Here is a 16,433-nt window from a genome sequence, read left to right as displayed (position 1 = left end):
CATCTCACATCTAAATAAAGAATGGCTAATTTAAAAGAAGTAAGAAACCGGATTGCATCGGTACAATCAACACAGCAGATTACCAAAGCTATGAAAATGGTTTCGGCTGCGAAGTTGAAACGTGCTACCAATGCAATTATCGCTTTACGTCCTTATGCAACTAAACTGAAAGAGATTTTAGGTAATCTATCGGCAAGTTTAGAAGGGTCTTCATCGCCTTTTATACAAGAGCGTGAACCTAATAAGGTTTTAATTGTAACAGTATCATCAAACCGTGGTTTGGCTGGTGCTTTTAACATGAACGTGATTAAAGCGGCCAACAATTTAATTGCTGAGAAATATAGCGAACAGTTGAAAAACGGTAATGTGAGCATTATTTCTATCGGTAAGAAAACTCAGGATTTTTACGAAAAACGTAATTATAACGTAATTGGTAATAATAATGAAGTGTATACTGCTTTAACTTTCGAAAACGTAACCAAAATTACCGATGCAATTATGGCCGGTTTTATTAAAGGTGAGTTTGATAAAGTGGAGGTTGTTTACAATCGTTTTAAAAATGCAGCTGTTCAATTTATTACCACTGAGCAGTTGTTGCCTTTACCAAAAGCAGAAGAAGCGAAGGTTGAAACTAAAACAGCCAATATTGACTACATTCTAGAGCCTTCGCAAGAAGAGATTGTAGAACAGTTGATCCCTAAATCAGTTAAAATTCAGTTATACAAAGCCGTTTTAGATTCTCACGCTTCTGAACATGGTGCACGTATGACTTCAATGGATAAAGCAACTGAAAATGCTGGAGAATTATTGAAAGCCTTGAAACTTTCATACAACCAGGCACGTCAGGCAGCAATTACAACTGAGTTAACTGAGATTGTAAGTGGTGCAGCAGCATTGAACGGATAAGATAAGTCTAGAGTCGGAAGTCTTTAGTCAACAGTCAAAACTATCTAAGCCCATTTCTTAATTGAAATGGGTTTTTTGTTATTTATAATTTATATAATCCAGAATTATTATGTTTTTTATGTATTGTAATCCAAAATTATTATGTTTTTTGTGGATTGTAATCCAAAATTATTATACTTTTGTGTATAGTTTGTGGTTATGATCGTTAGGAAACAATTGGATTACGCTTTAGCAAGGCTCTTTAAAGGGAAAGCTTTCATCATATTTGGCCCAAGGCAAACAGGTAAGACTACCTTCGTAGAGCAGTTGTTGGCCAAAGTTGACAAAAAGACATTATACCTAAACGGAGATGATGCAGATGTGAGAGAAACTCTTGCCAAACCCAATGCCACACAGATAGGGCAAATGCTAGGCAATTACGAAGTGCTTTTTATTGATGAAGCACAGCGCATAGCTGATGTGGGCCTATTGATTAAAATTATTGTCGACCGCTTTAAAAATGTTCAGGTAATTGCTACAGGTTCGTCGGCCTTTGAACTATCGGGTAAAATTAATGAACCTTTAACTGGTCGGAAATATGAAATGATGCTTTTGCCTTTTTCGTATGCCGAACTGGTAAACGATACCGATTTTATTACTGAAGAAAGATCACTAGAGCAACGTTTGATTTATGGGGCTTACCCTGAAATTATTAACGATCTCCAGCATGCTGAAGAACATTTAAAATTACTTGCCGATAGCTATTTGTATAAGGATTTATTTGCGCTTGAAGAGGTGAAGAAACCACTGTTGTTTGAGAAAATTGTAAAAGCTTTGGCTTTACAGATCGGGAGTGAGGTTAATTTTTCGGAGTTGGCACAGTTGGTTAAAGCTGATCAAAAAACGGTAGATAAATACATCAATTTGCTCGAAAAGTCTTTTGTGATTTTTACTTTACCGGCCTTTGCAGGCAACGTGCGAAATGAAATCAAAAAGAATAAGAAAATCTATTTTTATGATACTGGCATTGTGAATGCCATCACGCGGAATTTTAATTCAATAGCTAACAGAAATGATGTAGGTGCACTGTTCGAAAATTATATGATTGCTGAGCGGATAAAGTTTTTACATCAGCATCAAATGGAAGCAGATTGCTTTTTTTGGCGCACTACACAGCAGCAAGAAATCGATTATGTTGAAAAAACGGAAGATAAATTTTTAGCTGTTGAGTTTAAATGGAACGAAAGAGGTAAAAATAAAATTCCTACAACTTTTACACAGGCTTATCCAGAAGCAGAAACACTGATCTTATCAAAAAAGGAAAGAGGAAGTTTTTTGAATGGTTAAAATCTTTATAACAAAGAAGCCCGTTTCGGTTAAGAACGGGCGTCATGTTTTCTACTGATTGTTATAAATTCCCAAGTGTAGAACTAATTCCTAGTTCCCCATGTGCGCCAAGTTGAATTTTAGTATCGTTATTTACTGAGAGAATGTTATGAATAGAATCTTTTTGCCAAAACATATCATCAAAACGAAAAGCTTTTCCTTTCGCAATACCACTAATGTTTGTAAGCTGCAATAAATTTCCTGTAGCCTGTAATTTAACATAAATGGTATCAGAGAGTCCGTTTGGCTTTAATACCGACCTTACTGTATTAACAGGTAGGTTGACATAAGAATTCAGATCTAGGTCGAAGGTGCTGTTGTTTTTAATTTGGTAACTGATATCCCCCGGAAGTACCATTACCTTGATCTTACTAGTCTTGTTGTAAACAGTTAAAGTCACTTCAAAAATGCCAGAAGTTTTGTACTGATGTTCGGTTTTACTTCCTTTGGTTTCAATAGTCCCATCGCCGTAATTCCAAATATAATTGCCACCTGCGGTTGCATCTTTTGCATTAAGCTCAATTGATTGCGTTAAATACAATGATTTTTTATTAATGTTAAAATCGGTTGTACTAATTTCTGGATTTGATTGTTTCTTGCAAGCCGCAAAGAAAAATAGGGCAATAGCTACCCCTAGTAAGTGTTTAAATTTCATAGTAATTGATTTTATTTGTGTGTACCCAAAACTAATAAATTTCTATAACTAATAAATTAATAGTTAAATTATTTACGATATGATTTAAATGATGTTTAAATGAATTCTGCATCATAGGAGTTTAATATCTTTGAACTTTAATTCCAAATCATGAAAAAAAACCTATTTATTGTTATATCGTTTTTGCTACCGCTTTTTGCTGCCGGTCAAAACCCTGCGAGGGATTATACTAATGCCGTGCTTTGGCAGCAAACCTCGGGCGAGTACCGCGCGCTATGTTTTCAGGCTTATAACTTTGCCCGTTTATCGTTAAAAGAAGCTTTATGGGCCGATACCAGTAAAAAACCAAATTGTGTGATTGTTGATATTGACGAAACCGTTTTAGACAACTCTGCTTTTCAAGGGCACGAAATTAAAAAAGGACTAAGTTATGTGTCCGAAGACTGGACAGAATGGACAAATCTGGCTCAGGCCGATACCGTTCCTGGTGCTTTGGCTTTTTTAAAGTTTGCAGCATCAAAGAATATCGAAACTTTTTATGTGAGTAACCGCGATGAAAAGGATTATATCGCAACGTTGAAAAACCTGCAGCACTTTGGCTTTCCTTATGCAGATGATGCACATTTATTAGTCTCGAAAGGAACATCAAATAAAGAACCACGCCGCCAAAAAATTACTGAAACGCATCATATTCTCCTGTTATGTGGCGATAATTTAAGCGATTTCAGCAATATTTTTTATCGCGAAAATAAAAATACTTTTGAGCAGGTAAACACAAATCAGAACCTATTTGGAACAAAGTATATTGTGTTGCCAAACCCAATGTATGGCGATTGGGAAAAGCCTTTGTATCAGGGAGAAAAACTTAGTGATAAGGATAAAGCGAAACAAAGATTAGAACGATTAAAAAGTTACTAAGTTTTATAATTATTCAGCAATAAGTATTACTTTTGCAGCATCATAAAAATAAACATTATGGAGAACAACGAATTAAAGCACAATACAGAAAGTATGAAAACGGCTAACCAGCCAGGAATTTATAAATTAATGATTTTTGGTGTACTGGTTTGCATGGTGGGTACTTACGCACGTTTCGCTTACGATTCGTGGCAAGTATCTTTAGCATCCTGGATTGTTTTGTTCATCGGTGCAATTATTGCCATTAAAGGTGTATTCAAAATATTAGACGCATAAGCGTTCTACTATCAAAATATAAAGCCGGTCATGTTCATTCATAATCGGCTTTTTGTTTATAGGCACGAATCCATCCGATTTTAAATGGTGCAGCCTTCATTGAGGCCATTAAAATAATATACTTTCTTTTTTTGAAAAGCAAATTCAGAAGCATTTAGGTTACAGCAGTCCCGCCATTTGCTTTAGCCCTGATGAAGAATCAGGGGCTATCGCGGCTGTCGGGTTTAGGATAGAAAGGTCTGCCTAAGTAATTTAAACCTGACAGGAGCGGGCACCGAACGCAGAGAGGTAAAGCGGATGGCAGGGCTTTCGGAACCGATCTACACAATAACCTGCTTTTCAAAAAAGACACACGTTAAAGACTCCAGGTTTATAATATACGAAAAAGCCCTCCAAACTCCCTTCTCACTACGCTAAACTCAGTATTGGGTTACCTAAATATAATTCTGGTATTAAGAGAAAACACAGCGTTAAAAGCTAACCAAAACGCTGAACTTCTTATGGCCATTTGAAGCAAATATTTAAAATGATTATTTATTTAGAACCACACAATCATGAAAAGGAATATTATTGCTATAGCCATAATTTTAACAATCTTTGGCTGCCAAAATGAAAATAAAAAATATGCAAGTGCCGATGCTGTCGATACACAGGATTTAAACAAAGAATCTGCAGACACCACAGCGGCTGAAAAGATTATTAAAACTGCAGATATGCGTTTTAGGGTGAAAGACGTTCAGAACACCAAAGAACAGCTCAGCAAAACCATTAAAGCCGAAGGCGGAACTGTGGCTGAGTTTTCTATCGAAAGCTCTATCCAAGAAACCGATAAGGTTAAACAATCTACCGATTCGTTAAAAGAAATTACCTCCTATCGTACACAAGGTTATCTGGTGGCCAAGGTTCCGTCAGAGAAGCTGGATGAATTTACCAATACCATCGCAAAAATGGCTGTCTTTGTAGATCACCAATCGATGAAAATGGACGATCAAAGCATCGCTTATTTAGCCAATAGGCTAAAAGCACAGAATCGGGTTGATGCGATTGAAAAGATCAATAAAGTAGCGACGAAGAAAAGTGCCAATGTAGAATCTTCTCTCTACATCAAAGACGATTATGTAGACAAGAGAATCGAGAATATGCAGATCGATAGCCGTGTAAAATTCAGTACCATCACGCTTAATTTTTACCAGGACAATACCGTTAAAACCATGATTGTGGCCAATGACAATCTGTACGACTATCGCCCTGCATTTATAAACAGGCTTTGGTTAGGTGTTGTAAATGGCTGGACAATCTTTAAAGAAATCATCATCGCAATTTCCAATTTATGGATGCTGATATTGGTAGGTATTGCAATCTTCTTCACTATAAAATATTTTATTCGTAAGAATAAATTAGCAATGGATGAAGCGACTAAAAGTTTAATCGATAATCACCCGAACAATTAAATTATTTCATGTATTGGAATGCCAATAATAACCTGAAAATGAAAAGGGCCATATTTAATATCATGTTTTTCGGATTACTGACCTTTTTACTGGCATGTGAGGGGATTGTGGGAGGTGATGGTCATATATATGACTCAAAGACCAAACTTCCTTTAAAAGGAGTTAAAGTTGTACTTCTACTAAATGATAATATTGCAGATAGTTGTTATTCTGATGAACAAGGTTTTTTTAGAGGTAGCCTCTTTGTGGGGTGTGTACCAAACTGTCCTGATGCTAAAATTGTGCTAACAAAAGATGGTTTTGATGTGCTTGCAATTGATTTTGATGAATACTGGGAGAAAAACAACTATAATTCAGTTTCCAAAGATAGTCTAATCTTACATTTGACTCCCAATAAATAGATTAAAATAAAGATATTTAATGAAGACTACCCATCGGTCGGTGTCTCACCGACCGACTATTTCTTGACTTTTGAAACCAAACCTTTAACCTTGGTTTTGTTATCACTTACAAAGGATTCCCAACCCGAATAGGTTTTGGATTTCCCACCTGAAGTAATTTTTTGAAAAGAATGGCAAACTGCAACTGCCAAACCATCGGTGGCATCTAAAAACTCTGGCGTTTCCTTGAAATTTAGCAAGCGCTGCAACATGGCCGCCACTTGTTCTTTCGTGGCATTCCCGCTGCCGGTAATGGATTGTTTGATCTTACGCGGCGAATATTCAGTTACGGAAATATTTCTGGAGAGTGCGGCTGCAATAGCAATACCCTGCGCACGACCGAGTTTTAATAATACCTGAATATTTTTGCCATAAAATGGTGCTTCGATGGCCAGTACATCAGGTTTGTACTGATCGATCAAAACCACTGTTTTTTCGAATATCCGTTGAAGCTTAAGGAATGGATCATCTAAATGAGTCATCTTTACCACCCCTAAACTGATCAGTTCTGTTTTATTTCCCTTCTCTAAAATTACGCCATAACCCATCACCGCCGTACCTGGATCAATGCCCATAATAACCCGCTCCTTTTTTTCGTTCAACATTACAGCAATATTAAGCATATTTGCAAACTAAAAAGATAATCTTGACAGGCAAGAACAAAAAAATATTATCATTTCTCATCAAAGCTGCAATCGTAATATTTGCTTTTTGGTTTATTTACCATAAGCTGGTTGCGAATAAAAATCTTCACGATTTTAGTACACTCTTAAAAGATATCCCGCAAACAGAAATTATTTCGGTAATAGGTATAGTGGTGTTATTAATGTTTGTGAATTGGTTTTTGGAGGCTGGAAAATGGAAATACTTAATGAGCCACATTGAGCCCATTGGTTTTTACCGCGCTATCGAATCGGTATTTTGTGGATTAACACTAGCCATTTTTACACCCAACAGGCTAGGAGAGTATGGAGGGAGGGTGTTTTTCCTGTCGCCTAAAAGAAGGATTGTGGGTATTGTTGCCATGAGCGTTGGCAGTATTGGTCAATTGGTATTAACGAATGTTTTTGGTGCCATTGCAGCCTGTTTTTTTGTTTACCGATTTATCCCGATCGATCATGTGCTGTTTATTGCAATGGTAATTCTGGCGGTATTTTTCTGTCTGTTTTTCCTGGTCTTCTACTTTAACATCCGATGGTTAAATGGGATTTTGCTCTCCATTAAATTCACAAGGAAGTACAAGAAGTTTTACAGCATTTTAGGCCGCTACCGAAAAAGAGAGCTGTTTAAAATCATCACCTATTGTTTTGCCCGATATCTGGTATTTAGCTCGCAATATTTCATTTTGTTTATCTGGTTGATACCAGGTTTACACTATGCCGATATTATGATGATGACCTGTTTGCTCTTTTTGGTTCAATCGGCATTGCCATCCTTAGATCTTTTTGATGTTGGCATCAGAAGCGTCACTGCGGTTGAATTATTTAAACATGTAACCGATCAACATGTAGCTGTTATTGCATGTACTGCAAGTATTTGGCTCATAAATATTATAATTCCTGCTATCTTAGGCACTTATTTCGTTTTTAAACTCAATTTTTTTGGAAATCTTAAATCTAATTAGTCTTATATCCGCTGCTTTAACCTTAATTTATGGTTTTTTGGTGCTTAATTTTATCAGAGGATGGCATAACCTGATCTATTTTACACCACAAAAATCAGATCCTCAAACCAAAGTTTCTATTATTGTTGCTGCAAGGGATGAGGAAGCTAATATCACCAAAACCATCGATGATCTGATTGCACAGCAATACCCTAAAGTTTTAACTGAGATTATTATTATTGACGACCACTCTACCGATCGTACCAGTGATATTGTATTGAGTTATGCTGATAGGAATGTGAAACTGATCAAGCTAAATGAAGACAGGGCCTTAAATTCATATAAAAAGAAAGCCATTCAAACCGCAATAAGTACTTGTTCTGGCGACCTCATTATTACTACAGATGCGGATTGTAGGATGGGTGCAGATTGGTTGGCTACCATTGTGAACCTGTACGAGCAGAAAAAATATAAAATGATCTCTTCCCCGGTAGCTTATTTTCAGGAGAAAAGTTTTTTTGAGCGATTACAATCATTAGAATTTCTATACCTTATTGGCTTAGGAGCTTCTACCATTGGGAACAAGCAACCATCAACCTGTAATGGCGCAAATTTGGCGTATGAAAAAACAACTTTTTATGAAGTTGGTGGCTTCCAGGGAATAGATGATCTGGCATCGGGGGATGATGAGCTACTGTTACATAAAATTGCAGCTAAATATCCAGATCAGATCGGTTTCCTCAAAAATAGAGAAGCAATTGTATACACCCATGCAAAAGAAACTTTAGGTTCGTTTATACAGCAGCGCAAACGCTGGGCCTCGAAGAGTACCCGTTATAAAAACAAAGCCATTATCGTGTTGGGGGTACTAATTTGGATCTTCAACCTTTCTATTCTCGCAAATTTTATCACAGGACTTTTTGTTCCAGGGTTTCTAGCGATCACATTTTATCAATTGTTGGTTAAAATGGTTTTAGAAACATTATTTTTATGGGATGTAACTGGATTTGCAAAAAGGCGCAGTTTACTCATTTTAATACCGGTTCTAAATGTGCTGCATGTGCTTTATATGGTATACATCGGGATTGCCGGAAACAGTGGCAAATACAATTGGAAAGGCAGAATGGTTAGATAATGGATAATAGCCCATCAAAAAAAGTATGGTTAAAGTTTAAACGGAATAAATTTGCTTTCGGCGGATTGGTTTTTATTTTACTTTTAATGGTGATGGGTATTTTGGGTTATTTAATTATGCCTGATGATTCTCCAAATGCGAATGTTCAGATTCTTCAGCTAAACAAAAAGAAACCCGGAAGTACATTTACTTTTTTAATTATCAGCAGGAATGCTAAAGTAGAAAAGCTTAACTTTTTCGAAAGGATGCTCAATGGGCAAACGCCAACTTTTAAAAGTATCCCGATTACTTCTTACAAGATAAAAGATAAAGCTGTTTTTGTGCAGGAATATATTGGGGAGGATGAAAAAGCTAAAGAAACCAGGTATGCACTGAAGGATTTATGCCCTTCTTGCGTATTGCCCTCAAAAATAGGTACCCCACAGGCACTTTTCGAAAAAAATAATATCTACAAACAGACTTATATTTTAGGGACTGACATTTACGGACGCGATTTACTAAGCCGGTTAATTTTAGGTATCCGTGTTTCACTCTCGGTAGGTTTAATGGCTGTTCTCATCTCTCTTTTTATTGGTGTGAGTTTAGGCGCAATAGCGGGTTATTTTGGTGGACGTGTAGACGCGGCAATCAGTTGGTTTATGAATGTTGTTTGGTCGCTACCATCATTACTGCTCGTTATTGCTATATCGTTTGCTTTGGGTAAAGGCTTTTGGCAAATCTTTATTGCGGTAGGCTTATCCACCTGGGTAGATGTAGCCAGATTGGTACGTGGGCAGGTAATGGCTTTAAAAGAGGTCGAATTTGTGGAGGCAGCAAGAGCTTTAGGCTTTAGTACAAGCAGAACCATTATCAGACATATATTGCCGAACATTGCAGGCCCGATTTTAGTGGTGGCCTCATCTAATTTCGCCTCAGCCATATTGTTAGAAACAGGCTTGAGCTTTTTAGGCTTCGGTGCCCAGCCACCGATGCCAAGTTGGGGGAGCATGATTAAAGAGCATTATGGTTATATCATTATGGATGCAGCTTACCTTGCTGTTTTACCTGGTTTAGCCATTATGCTTACTGTTTATGCTTTTAATGTGCTGGCCATAGGCTTACGCGATGCCTTTGATGTAAAAGGACAGAACGTAACCGTTTAATAATAATCATAAAAAAAGCAGTACCAATCGATACTGCTTTACCCTTAAAAACAAAAAACTTACGCTGTGGCAGTTAGTGTATTTCCTGAAACAGTAAGTGGATAAACTTTTAATGCACTCGTGGTGCCACCATCATTCGGTTGGGCTAAAATGCTTCCCGAAGTGGTATACCTCGAACTATGTAAGCCACATTGAATGTAATTGCTGGCTTGGATAAAACTTAATGCACCGCCCTGGTGTGGACAAATTGCTTGCGTGGCCACAAATGAGCTACCCGCATTTCCTGTTGCCGTACGGATAAACAATATGCCGTTTTGAGTGATAGACGCGCCAACGGTTAGTAATTGCGTACTCAGATCTACACTTGCGGTAGTACCTGAAGGCACACCACTACCATTTGGTTTTCCAGGTTCTGGTGAATCACTTTTTTTACCGCAGGCAGAAAAGCAAGCTCCGGTGCAAACCATAGCGACACCCAGCCCCAATGATTTGATAAATTCGTTACGTTCCATAATTGTTTAGTTTTTTATTTTTTGGTTCAATTTGATCTACTTTGCTTTCTTCTTATCGAAAGAGAACCTTCGGGCAATACTAAAGCCCCAACGGTATTGTCCCTTAAGCCAGGAAGTATTAGTATCGGTAATAAATTGCGATTCCTGGATGGCTGTTGCATTGGTAAAATTAAGGTGGAAAATATGACCGCCAGTTTCAAACTCCAGTCCGGCGCCAAGTGTGTTATAGAATTGATTTCCAGAGGTAGATTCGAGATAAGCCTTTTTATCTTTATTCCTAAAAGGAATGGTATAATCGGCAACAAAAGCCATGCGTTTTGTTAGTTTAATCCGCCCACCAACAGATAATGCAAACAAATCGTTTTCATCACCAAAAACGGTAAAATTGCGATGAATGTATGAGGGCATTACTAACATCGAAAAATTGTTGTTAAATTTTCTGGCGATTATTCCCTGCACTACATAAACCAGGCGATCCTGAAATTGGCTGTAAGCATTCACTGCTGTTGGATCCGTTGAAGCTTTTACCGCTGCAATGGTTGTACTGCCAAATAATGTTACCGCTACGGGTATTTTTTCATCATCGGTTTGTTCCAGTAACCGATATTTTAAGTTCCCTTCGTACAATTGTGTTACTACTCCAGCGCCTTTTGCCCTGGCTATACCTACCGAAAGTTTATCGCTGATTCCATAATCAAAACCGATACGGATATCGGTTGATTGATCCAAACCAAAAAAGTTTTTAATCCCGCCACCAGATCCGGCAATATCTCCAAACCGGTGATCTACCCTGAAATCCATCTCATTTTTGTAAATGGTTTCATTGGTTTGTATATTAATGAGTTTAGTGGACTTAAAAGTAGCCCGCACATTTTTCTTTTCGATGGGCATTTTCAGTGCATTTTCAAGCGAATCTTGAGCAAAAGCCAAAGTTGGTAAGCCAATAATAAATAGGTATGTAAGAGATTTCAGATGATATTTCATAAGATTTTATTTTTTAGGTTGATAAATAGCAGTCATTTTTACTAGTATAGTTTCTGCAATTTGTTTGAAAACAATCGTTGGGACTTTGATATTGTGATCTACAAGTTTTACATTAAAGGCTGAGGTGGCCTTCGCTTCATCACCGGTAATCACCAGCGATCCTTTTGCCTGATATTCTTTGGTAACCCCGTGGATCTGCAGGTTTCCTTTTACTGTAATAGGGTAGGTGCCTGGCTTTGAAAAATCGATCTGTTCTACAATTTTTCCTTTAAATTCTGATGTAGGATATTTATCGCTTTCGATATAATTTTCGTTAAAGTGCTCTTGCATCAGCTTTTTCTTGAACTGATATGAGCTATTACTAATCTTGAAAATGATATCGTTGGTTTTGGTGTTTATGGCTGAAGCCCCTGCTTTACTGGAGGCATCAATATCTTCTACAGGTGTTGAAGAAAAAAACGAAGAAGTTACATTTTTACTTACCCATATCTGTGCTTTTATGCCAGTGCATAAAAACAAGGCTACTAACGTGAAAAATAATTTTTGCATTGGTGTATTTATTTAAATAAATAATAAAACCATTTTGATTTAGCGTTAATCTTTATTAATTATTCTGGCATGCCTTTATCAACCCATGCTTGTAATAATTCCCTTTCGCTGACGGTTAAAGACCCACCTCTGGGCATGGTTTTAGTAACCAAAACGGAATTAGCCACGCGCGCGTCATTTTTTATAGAGGCTAAACCATTAAATGCCCATACCCCTTTTATTCCCCCATTAGGACCATGACAGCTGTTACATTTGGTTTGAAATAATGCCCCGGTGAAATTAGTATAGGTTACATTCGCAGTGGTTACGGGTGTTGGGCCATTGGGTGTTGGTGTTTCGGGCTTTAATTCCGCTGCTTGTTTTTTAGAGCAGGCAAATAGTAAGACAGTAATTGTGGCGAATAAAAAGATTGAATTTTGTTTTTTCATAAGGTTTTTGTTTATTTTTTTGTAAAAGATAGATTTCTGATAATCACAGTCGATTGATAAGCGAAACAGCTAAAATTTTGTTGGTGAGCACTGAATTGCCTTTTGCATTTACGGAAATGCATAGCATGATCAGGAATGCAGCGAATAAAATTGCGATAACTTGTTTTTTAGCAGTCATATCCGAATAGTTTTAAGTTTAAGTTTTGTTTATTTAGAAATCATTGCTGTTTTTATATTGGCAGTGGTTTTTAAATGAAATTTCTGTTGAAATCTTAATCGATACGTAAGCTTTTTAAGATTGGTTGCCTGCAATAAAAAAAAATATAAAAAAAAGCCGTCCCGATTTTACATCGGGACGGCTTTCAAGATAATTCTATCTAAAACCTAGTTAAAATCTTCGGCCTTTAAAGGCGGGTTAATTTTAATCTCTTTAATTATAACTGAAAACTCCTGAGAACCTTGTGGGCTTGCTACCGATTGAGTTAAGGTAAACGGAAATAAAACATCCCCTACTTTCTTGTAGTTTGAATATTCCATAGACTGGCTAATTTCTGCTCCACCTTTGGTAGTGGTACTTTCGTCTTTTAAAAGTAGACCTGATTTGGTATCGTAATATTCTGTTTTCTTTTTGCCTGATGGAGAAGTGATATTCAATTTAAATGCATCGGCAGTACCAACTTTTGCGGTGCCTGCAGATTCAATTTTAGTTCCATCAGTTGCATAGTACAGTTGACCGCCATAACCTTTATCATCTTTCTTTTCAGCTAGATCATCTCCAGTTAATTCAGCTTTTTGACCCATTTGCATCGCATAACCTGTTTTACCATTATAAACCTGTTTCATCGCCGTTTGGCCCCCCATAGAAATTTCCATGCTGCTTAAGTTAGGCGCCATATTTTTAATGGTAACCGTAAGCTTTTGACCTTGCATTTCCATTTCACCGTTTTGTTGTAATGAAGTGATTTTTTTAACCGCTTCTTCACCGCCAATGGCTTTGATATAGTTTTTGATAATTTCTGCAGGTGCAGCTGTTGGGCCAGCAGTTGTTTGGGTTGCTTTAACTGGATTTGCATAGTTATCATAAACCTGTGTTTTAAAACCTGCTTTAGTTAAGCCTCCTGCAAATGCGTCGGTTTTGCCCACAATAACAATACGTGTATTATTGTGGTTAAAGTATTTTTTAGTTACCCTTAAAATATCGTCGGTAGTTACCGCATTCACCTTTTGTAAATAAGTGCGGTAAAAATCTTTAGGTAAGTTGTTAATTAAAATGTTGCTGGCAAAACCTGCGGTACGGGCCGGGTTTTCTAAGCCTAATGCAAACGATCCATTAAAAAGATTTTTCGCATTTTGTAATTCATCAGCAGTAACCTTTGTGGTACGGATAGTGTTAATTTCTCTTAAAAATTCTACCACTGCACTATCAACTTTCTCATTTCTAACTGCGGCATTAGCCGAAAATTTGGATTGGAAACGGCCTGAGCCTGTGCTTGAGTATGCACCGTAAGTAAAACCATGTTTCTCTCGGAGGTTGTCAAATAATCTCGATTCACTACCACCACCTAAAATCTGGTTCGCCAATAAAATCGGGAAATAATCTGGGCTGCTCATCGGTAAGTCGATTAAGTTAACCACGGTAATTTCAGATTGAACTGCATTGCTCACATTAATAATGTCAACTTCTGTTTTGGCAGGATTAGCAACTTTAGTAAGTACTGGTAAAGTTAATGCAGTTCCTTTCCAATCGCCAAAGGCTTTCTCTGCCAAAGCCTTTGCTGCTTCTGGTTTAATGTCGCCTACAAAAGTTAAATAACCTCTAGATGGCGTAATATACTTCTTGTAGGTAGCTTTAACATCATCTAAGGTAATGCCTGTAATAGAAGCCTCCGTTTCAAACTCTCCATAAGGATTGTTTTTGCCATAAGCCAATGCATTTACCACGCGTGCTGAAATGGCTTTTGCACTTTTCTCGTTAGATTTTAATCCAGTGATGGTTTGCGATTTTAGTTTTTCAAAAGATTCTGCAGAGAAAGCAGGTTTACGGATGCTCTCTGCCATTAAAGCAAATGCTTCAGGAAAATAACGGGTTAAAGCCGAAGCACTACCACCATAAGAACCAGCACCTACATCTGCACCTAGCTGATCTACCGCCTCGTCAAACTGTGCTTTTGTTTTAGTAGTGGTTCCTTCGTTCAGCATACTGCCCATCAAGCCAACTACGCCTGCTTTTGCACCTTCGGTAATAGGGCCTGCATCGATACTGTAACTTGCTGATACTTTTGGCAGTTTATGGTTTTCTACCACCAAAACAGTTATGCCATTTGCTAATTTATAGATAACAGGATCGCCAACAGTAATAATTGGTGCAGGACCTGGTTTTGGTTTGTGGCTTCGATCTATTGTTTGTGCTGAAATACCTTGAGCCAATAAGGAAATTGCAGCTATAATGAATAATTTCTTCATGTTTTTAATAATTAAAATGAAAAGCGATCAGCTTATTTCTTAGGTAAGTAATACAATACAACTCTTTGGTTTTTGTTCAGGTACTTTTTAGCAACGTCTCTGATCTCCTCGCGGGTAATGGATCTGATAACCTCTAATTCCTTGTTAATATCGTTTGTATCCTTATCATGGAAAGTATATCCACCGGCCAGGTTTTCTGCCACACCCAGCATTTTACTGTTTGCACTTACATAGTTGTTTTCGAATTTATTCTGCAGTTTTTTATAGTCACTTTCGCTAATTAAATCCGTTTGAAGGCGTAAAACTTCTTCATCAATATCTTTTAATAAATCGTTAAGCGGCGTATTCTTATTGGGTAATGCCAGGGTGATATAAGCACCATAATCTTCAAGCGAATAGTTAAAAGCAGCAACCTGTAATGCTGTTTTCTTTTGATCCACCATTTTAGTGCTTAATCTCGAACTTCCGCCTTCTGATAAAATAGAGCTGATCATACCTAAAACTTTGCTCTCTCTGCTCTTCATGCCCGGTACACGGTAAGCCGCGAAGATGGCCGGGATTTGAATATTAGCATCGTAAGCGGTATCGATAATTTCTTTGGTAATTTCTGGTAATTTAAATTCTTGACGAACAATTGGTGCACCTTTAGGCACTTCAGCAAAGTATGATTTTACTAAGGCTTTAGTTTTCTCTACATCTAAATCGCCGGCAATTGTTAAAACCGCATTGTTAGGTACATAATACTTTTTAAAGAAAGCAATAAACTCACTCAATTTTGCAGCATCTAAGTGCTCCATTGAACCAATTGGCTGCCAACGGTAAGGATGACCATCAAACAAATGACCGAAAATTTTCTCTGTAAATTTTCCATATGGTGAGTTGTCGATGCGTAAACGTTTTTCTTCTTTTACTACTTCATTTTGTGTTTTTACTCCACCTTCGTTAATTACCGGGTGCAACATTCTTTCACTTTCTAACCATAAACCGAGTTCTAATTGGTTTGATGGAAAAAGTTCATAATAAAAAGTACGGTCTTGAGAAGTATTGGCATTGTTCTGTCCGCCATTACTGCTCACCAGTTTCATAAAATCTCCTTTTTTAATATTTTCAGAACCTTCAAATAATAAATGTTCGAAAAAGTGAGCAAAGCCTGTACGTTGGGTTTCTTCATCTTTAGAACCAACATGATACATTACCGATACGGCAACAACGGGAGCGGTTTTGTCTTGGTGTAGAATGACATGGAGACCATTGTCCAGGTCGAACTCCGTAAACTGTACTTTTTGGGCAGAAGCACTTAAGCACAGACCGGAAATGGCCAAAGCAAAAAGAATTCTTTTTTTCATAAGTTTATAATTGTTTTTTAATGGTTATGAAGCTATCATTAGCATATTTTTTTGTTATTTATAATTAACATGCTTATGATGGTTTCATAGATAATTTGTTTTTAATGATTAGAAATAATCAAAAGCAGAAAGCGAGCAACTATTTCATTAATAAGTTAATTTGGATTTTTCACTAGCGTGAAACAATAATAAGGATGGGCCTAAATTATGGGATTTAAATAAAAAAAGCGAGTATTTACACTCGCTTTTTTTAATATATT

Annotated in this window: 17 protein-coding genes; 9 read left to right on the top strand and 8 right to left on the bottom strand. The window is 37.1% G+C overall.

What is annotated here, in order from left to right; translation table 11 throughout:
- The first annotated feature begins 21 nt into the window (after nucleotides 1-21).
- Entirely contained in the window at nucleotides 22-906 is an 885-nt protein-coding gene (gene atpG, locus EZ456_RS09145; protein ID WP_131529415.1) for an ATP synthase F1 subunit gamma, read from the top strand.
- A gap of 198 nt (nucleotides 907-1,104) precedes the next feature.
- Nucleotides 1,105-2,232, top strand: a complete 1,128-nt coding sequence (locus EZ456_RS09140; protein WP_131529413.1) for an ATP-binding protein — start codon at nucleotides 1,105-1,107, stop codon at nucleotides 2,230-2,232.
- A 61-nt stretch (nucleotides 2,233-2,293) separates the two neighbouring features.
- On the opposite strand, the gene EZ456_RS09135 is transcribed toward EZ456_RS09140, so the two are convergent.
- On the bottom strand, nucleotides 2,294-2,926 hold the full coding sequence (locus EZ456_RS09135; RefSeq protein WP_131529411.1) for a PKD domain-containing protein: 633 nt from the start codon (nucleotides 2,924-2,926) through the stop codon (nucleotides 2,294-2,296).
- 150 nt (nucleotides 2,927-3,076) lie between these two features.
- On the opposite strand from EZ456_RS09135, the gene EZ456_RS09130 reads away from it, so the two are divergent.
- The 4 genes from EZ456_RS09130 to EZ456_RS09115 all read left to right on the top strand — a co-directional run bounded on the left by EZ456_RS09130 (nucleotide 3,077) and on the right by EZ456_RS09115 (nucleotide 5,972).
- On the top strand, nucleotides 3,077-3,844 hold the full coding sequence (locus EZ456_RS09130) for a 5'-nucleotidase, lipoprotein e(P4) family (RefSeq protein ID WP_131529409.1): 768 nt from the start codon (nucleotides 3,077-3,079) through the stop codon (nucleotides 3,842-3,844).
- A gap of 57 nt (nucleotides 3,845-3,901) precedes the next feature.
- A complete protein-coding gene (locus EZ456_RS09125; protein ID WP_029278686.1) occupies nucleotides 3,902-4,120 on the top strand; it encodes a hypothetical protein in 219 nt (72 codons plus the stop codon).
- A 554-nt stretch (nucleotides 4,121-4,674) separates the two neighbouring features.
- Nucleotides 4,675-5,571 (top strand): DUF4349 domain-containing protein, encoded by an 897-nt coding sequence (locus tag EZ456_RS09120; RefSeq protein WP_131529407.1) that lies wholly within the window; start codon nucleotides 4,675-4,677, stop codon nucleotides 5,569-5,571.
- Between the two features lie 38 nt (nucleotides 5,572-5,609).
- Entirely contained in the window at nucleotides 5,610-5,972 is a 363-nt protein-coding gene (locus EZ456_RS09115; protein WP_131529405.1) for a hypothetical protein, read from the top strand.
- A gap of 56 nt (nucleotides 5,973-6,028) precedes the next feature.
- On the opposite strand, the gene ruvC is transcribed toward EZ456_RS09115, so the two are convergent.
- Nucleotides 6,029-6,616 carry a crossover junction endodeoxyribonuclease RuvC gene (gene ruvC / locus EZ456_RS09110; RefSeq protein WP_131529742.1) on the bottom strand — a complete coding sequence of 196 codons (588 nt, stop codon included), beginning with the start codon at nucleotides 6,614-6,616 and terminating at the stop codon, nucleotides 6,029-6,031.
- A gap of 41 nt (nucleotides 6,617-6,657) precedes the next feature.
- Between ruvC and EZ456_RS09105 the strand changes: the two genes are divergently transcribed.
- Genes EZ456_RS09105 through EZ456_RS09095 form a run of 3 tightly spaced genes read left to right on the top strand, consistent with a single transcriptional unit; the run spans nucleotide 6,658 to nucleotide 9,891 of the window.
- Nucleotides 6,658-7,635 (top strand): lysylphosphatidylglycerol synthase domain-containing protein, encoded by a 978-nt coding sequence (locus EZ456_RS09105; RefSeq protein WP_131529403.1) that lies wholly within the window; start codon nucleotides 6,658-6,660, stop codon nucleotides 7,633-7,635.
- Nucleotides 7,613-8,749, top strand: coding sequence for a glycosyltransferase family 2 protein (locus EZ456_RS09100; protein ID WP_131529401.1), 1,137 nt, complete (start codon nucleotides 7,613-7,615; stop codon nucleotides 8,747-8,749). Before EZ456_RS09105 ends, EZ456_RS09100 begins: the two co-directional genes overlap by 23 nt.
- On the top strand, nucleotides 8,749-9,891 hold the full coding sequence (locus tag EZ456_RS09095) for an ABC transporter permease (protein WP_131529399.1): 1,143 nt from the start codon (nucleotides 8,749-8,751) through the stop codon (nucleotides 9,889-9,891). The genes EZ456_RS09100 and EZ456_RS09095 overlap by 1 nt, the downstream gene beginning before the upstream one ends.
- A gap of 59 nt (nucleotides 9,892-9,950) precedes the next feature.
- On the opposite strand, the gene EZ456_RS09090 is transcribed toward EZ456_RS09095, so the two are convergent.
- The 6 genes from EZ456_RS09090 to EZ456_RS09065 all read right to left on the bottom strand — a co-directional run bounded on the left by EZ456_RS09090 (nucleotide 9,951) and on the right by EZ456_RS09065 (nucleotide 16,173).
- A complete protein-coding gene (locus EZ456_RS09090) occupies nucleotides 9,951-10,403 on the bottom strand; it encodes a QcrA and Rieske domain-containing protein (protein WP_131529397.1) in 453 nt (150 codons plus the stop codon).
- 36 nt (nucleotides 10,404-10,439) lie between these two features.
- Nucleotides 10,440-11,387, bottom strand: a complete 948-nt coding sequence (locus EZ456_RS09085; protein ID WP_205945059.1) for a DUF5777 family beta-barrel protein — start codon at nucleotides 11,385-11,387, stop codon at nucleotides 10,440-10,442.
- 6 nt (nucleotides 11,388-11,393) lie between these two features.
- The gene (locus EZ456_RS09080) at nucleotides 11,394-11,936 is read right to left on the bottom strand and encodes a YceI family protein (protein ID WP_131529395.1); all 543 of its coding nucleotides are present in this window, start codon (nucleotides 11,934-11,936) and stop codon (nucleotides 11,394-11,396) included.
- Between the two features lie 59 nt (nucleotides 11,937-11,995).
- The gene (locus EZ456_RS09075; RefSeq protein WP_131529393.1) at nucleotides 11,996-12,364 is read right to left on the bottom strand and encodes a cytochrome c family protein; all 369 of its coding nucleotides are present in this window, start codon (nucleotides 12,362-12,364) and stop codon (nucleotides 11,996-11,998) included.
- 384 nt (nucleotides 12,365-12,748) lie between these two features.
- Nucleotides 12,749-14,827, bottom strand: coding sequence for an insulinase family protein (locus EZ456_RS09070; protein ID WP_131529391.1), 2,079 nt, complete (start codon nucleotides 14,825-14,827; stop codon nucleotides 12,749-12,751).
- A gap of 32 nt (nucleotides 14,828-14,859) precedes the next feature.
- Nucleotides 14,860-16,173, bottom strand: coding sequence for a M16 family metallopeptidase (locus EZ456_RS09065; protein ID WP_131529389.1), 1,314 nt, complete (start codon nucleotides 16,171-16,173; stop codon nucleotides 14,860-14,862).
- Nucleotides 16,174-16,433: the final 260 nt, after the last annotated feature.

It is taken from the genome of Pedobacter psychrodurus (assembly GCF_004331735.1).
In the GTDB taxonomy this organism is placed as follows: domain Bacteria; phylum Bacteroidota; class Bacteroidia; order Sphingobacteriales; family Sphingobacteriaceae; genus Pedobacter; species Pedobacter psychrodurus.
Note: the sequence above shows the minus strand (reverse complement) of the source record. Positions and strands in the feature narration are given on the sequence as shown.

Bases quoted from the DNA above. Each gene is read 5' to 3' on its own strand.
- atpG (WP_131529415.1), top strand. From the start codon at position 22: ATGGCTAATTTAAAAGAAGTAAGAAACCGGATTGCATCGGTACAATCA.
- EZ456_RS09140 (WP_131529413.1), top strand. From the start codon at position 1,105: ATGATCGTTAGGAAACAATTGGATTACGCTTTAGCAAGGCTCTTTAAA.
- EZ456_RS09135 (WP_131529411.1), bottom strand. From the start codon at position 2,926: ATGAAATTTAAACACTTACTAGGGGTAGCTATTGCCCTATTTTTCTTT.
- EZ456_RS09130 (WP_131529409.1), top strand. From the start codon at position 3,077: ATGAAAAAAAACCTATTTATTGTTATATCGTTTTTGCTACCGCTTTTT.
- EZ456_RS09125 (WP_029278686.1), top strand. From the start codon at position 3,902: ATGGAGAACAACGAATTAAAGCACAATACAGAAAGTATGAAAACGGCT.
- EZ456_RS09120 (WP_131529407.1), top strand. From the start codon at position 4,675: ATGAAAAGGAATATTATTGCTATAGCCATAATTTTAACAATCTTTGGC.
- EZ456_RS09115 (WP_131529405.1), top strand. From the start codon at position 5,610: ATGAAAAGGGCCATATTTAATATCATGTTTTTCGGATTACTGACCTTT.
- ruvC (WP_131529742.1), bottom strand. From the start codon at position 6,616: ATGTTGAACGAAAAAAAGGAGCGGGTTATTATGGGCATTGATCCAGGT.
- EZ456_RS09095 (WP_131529399.1), top strand. From the start codon at position 8,749: ATGGATAATAGCCCATCAAAAAAAGTATGGTTAAAGTTTAAACGGAAT.
- EZ456_RS09090 (WP_131529397.1), bottom strand. From the start codon at position 10,403: ATGGAACGTAACGAATTTATCAAATCATTGGGGCTGGGTGTCGCTATG.
- EZ456_RS09085 (WP_205945059.1), bottom strand. From the start codon at position 11,387: ATGAAATATCATCTGAAATCTCTTACATACCTATTTATTATTGGCTTA.
- EZ456_RS09080 (WP_131529395.1), bottom strand. From the start codon at position 11,936: ATGCAAAAATTATTTTTCACGTTAGTAGCCTTGTTTTTATGCACTGGC.
- EZ456_RS09075 (WP_131529393.1), bottom strand. From the start codon at position 12,364: ATGAAAAAACAAAATTCAATCTTTTTATTCGCCACAATTACTGTCTTA.
- EZ456_RS09070 (WP_131529391.1), bottom strand. From the start codon at position 14,827: ATGAAGAAATTATTCATTATAGCTGCAATTTCCTTATTGGCTCAAGGT.
- EZ456_RS09065 (WP_131529389.1), bottom strand. From the start codon at position 16,173: ATGAAAAAAAGAATTCTTTTTGCTTTGGCCATTTCCGGTCTGTGCTTA.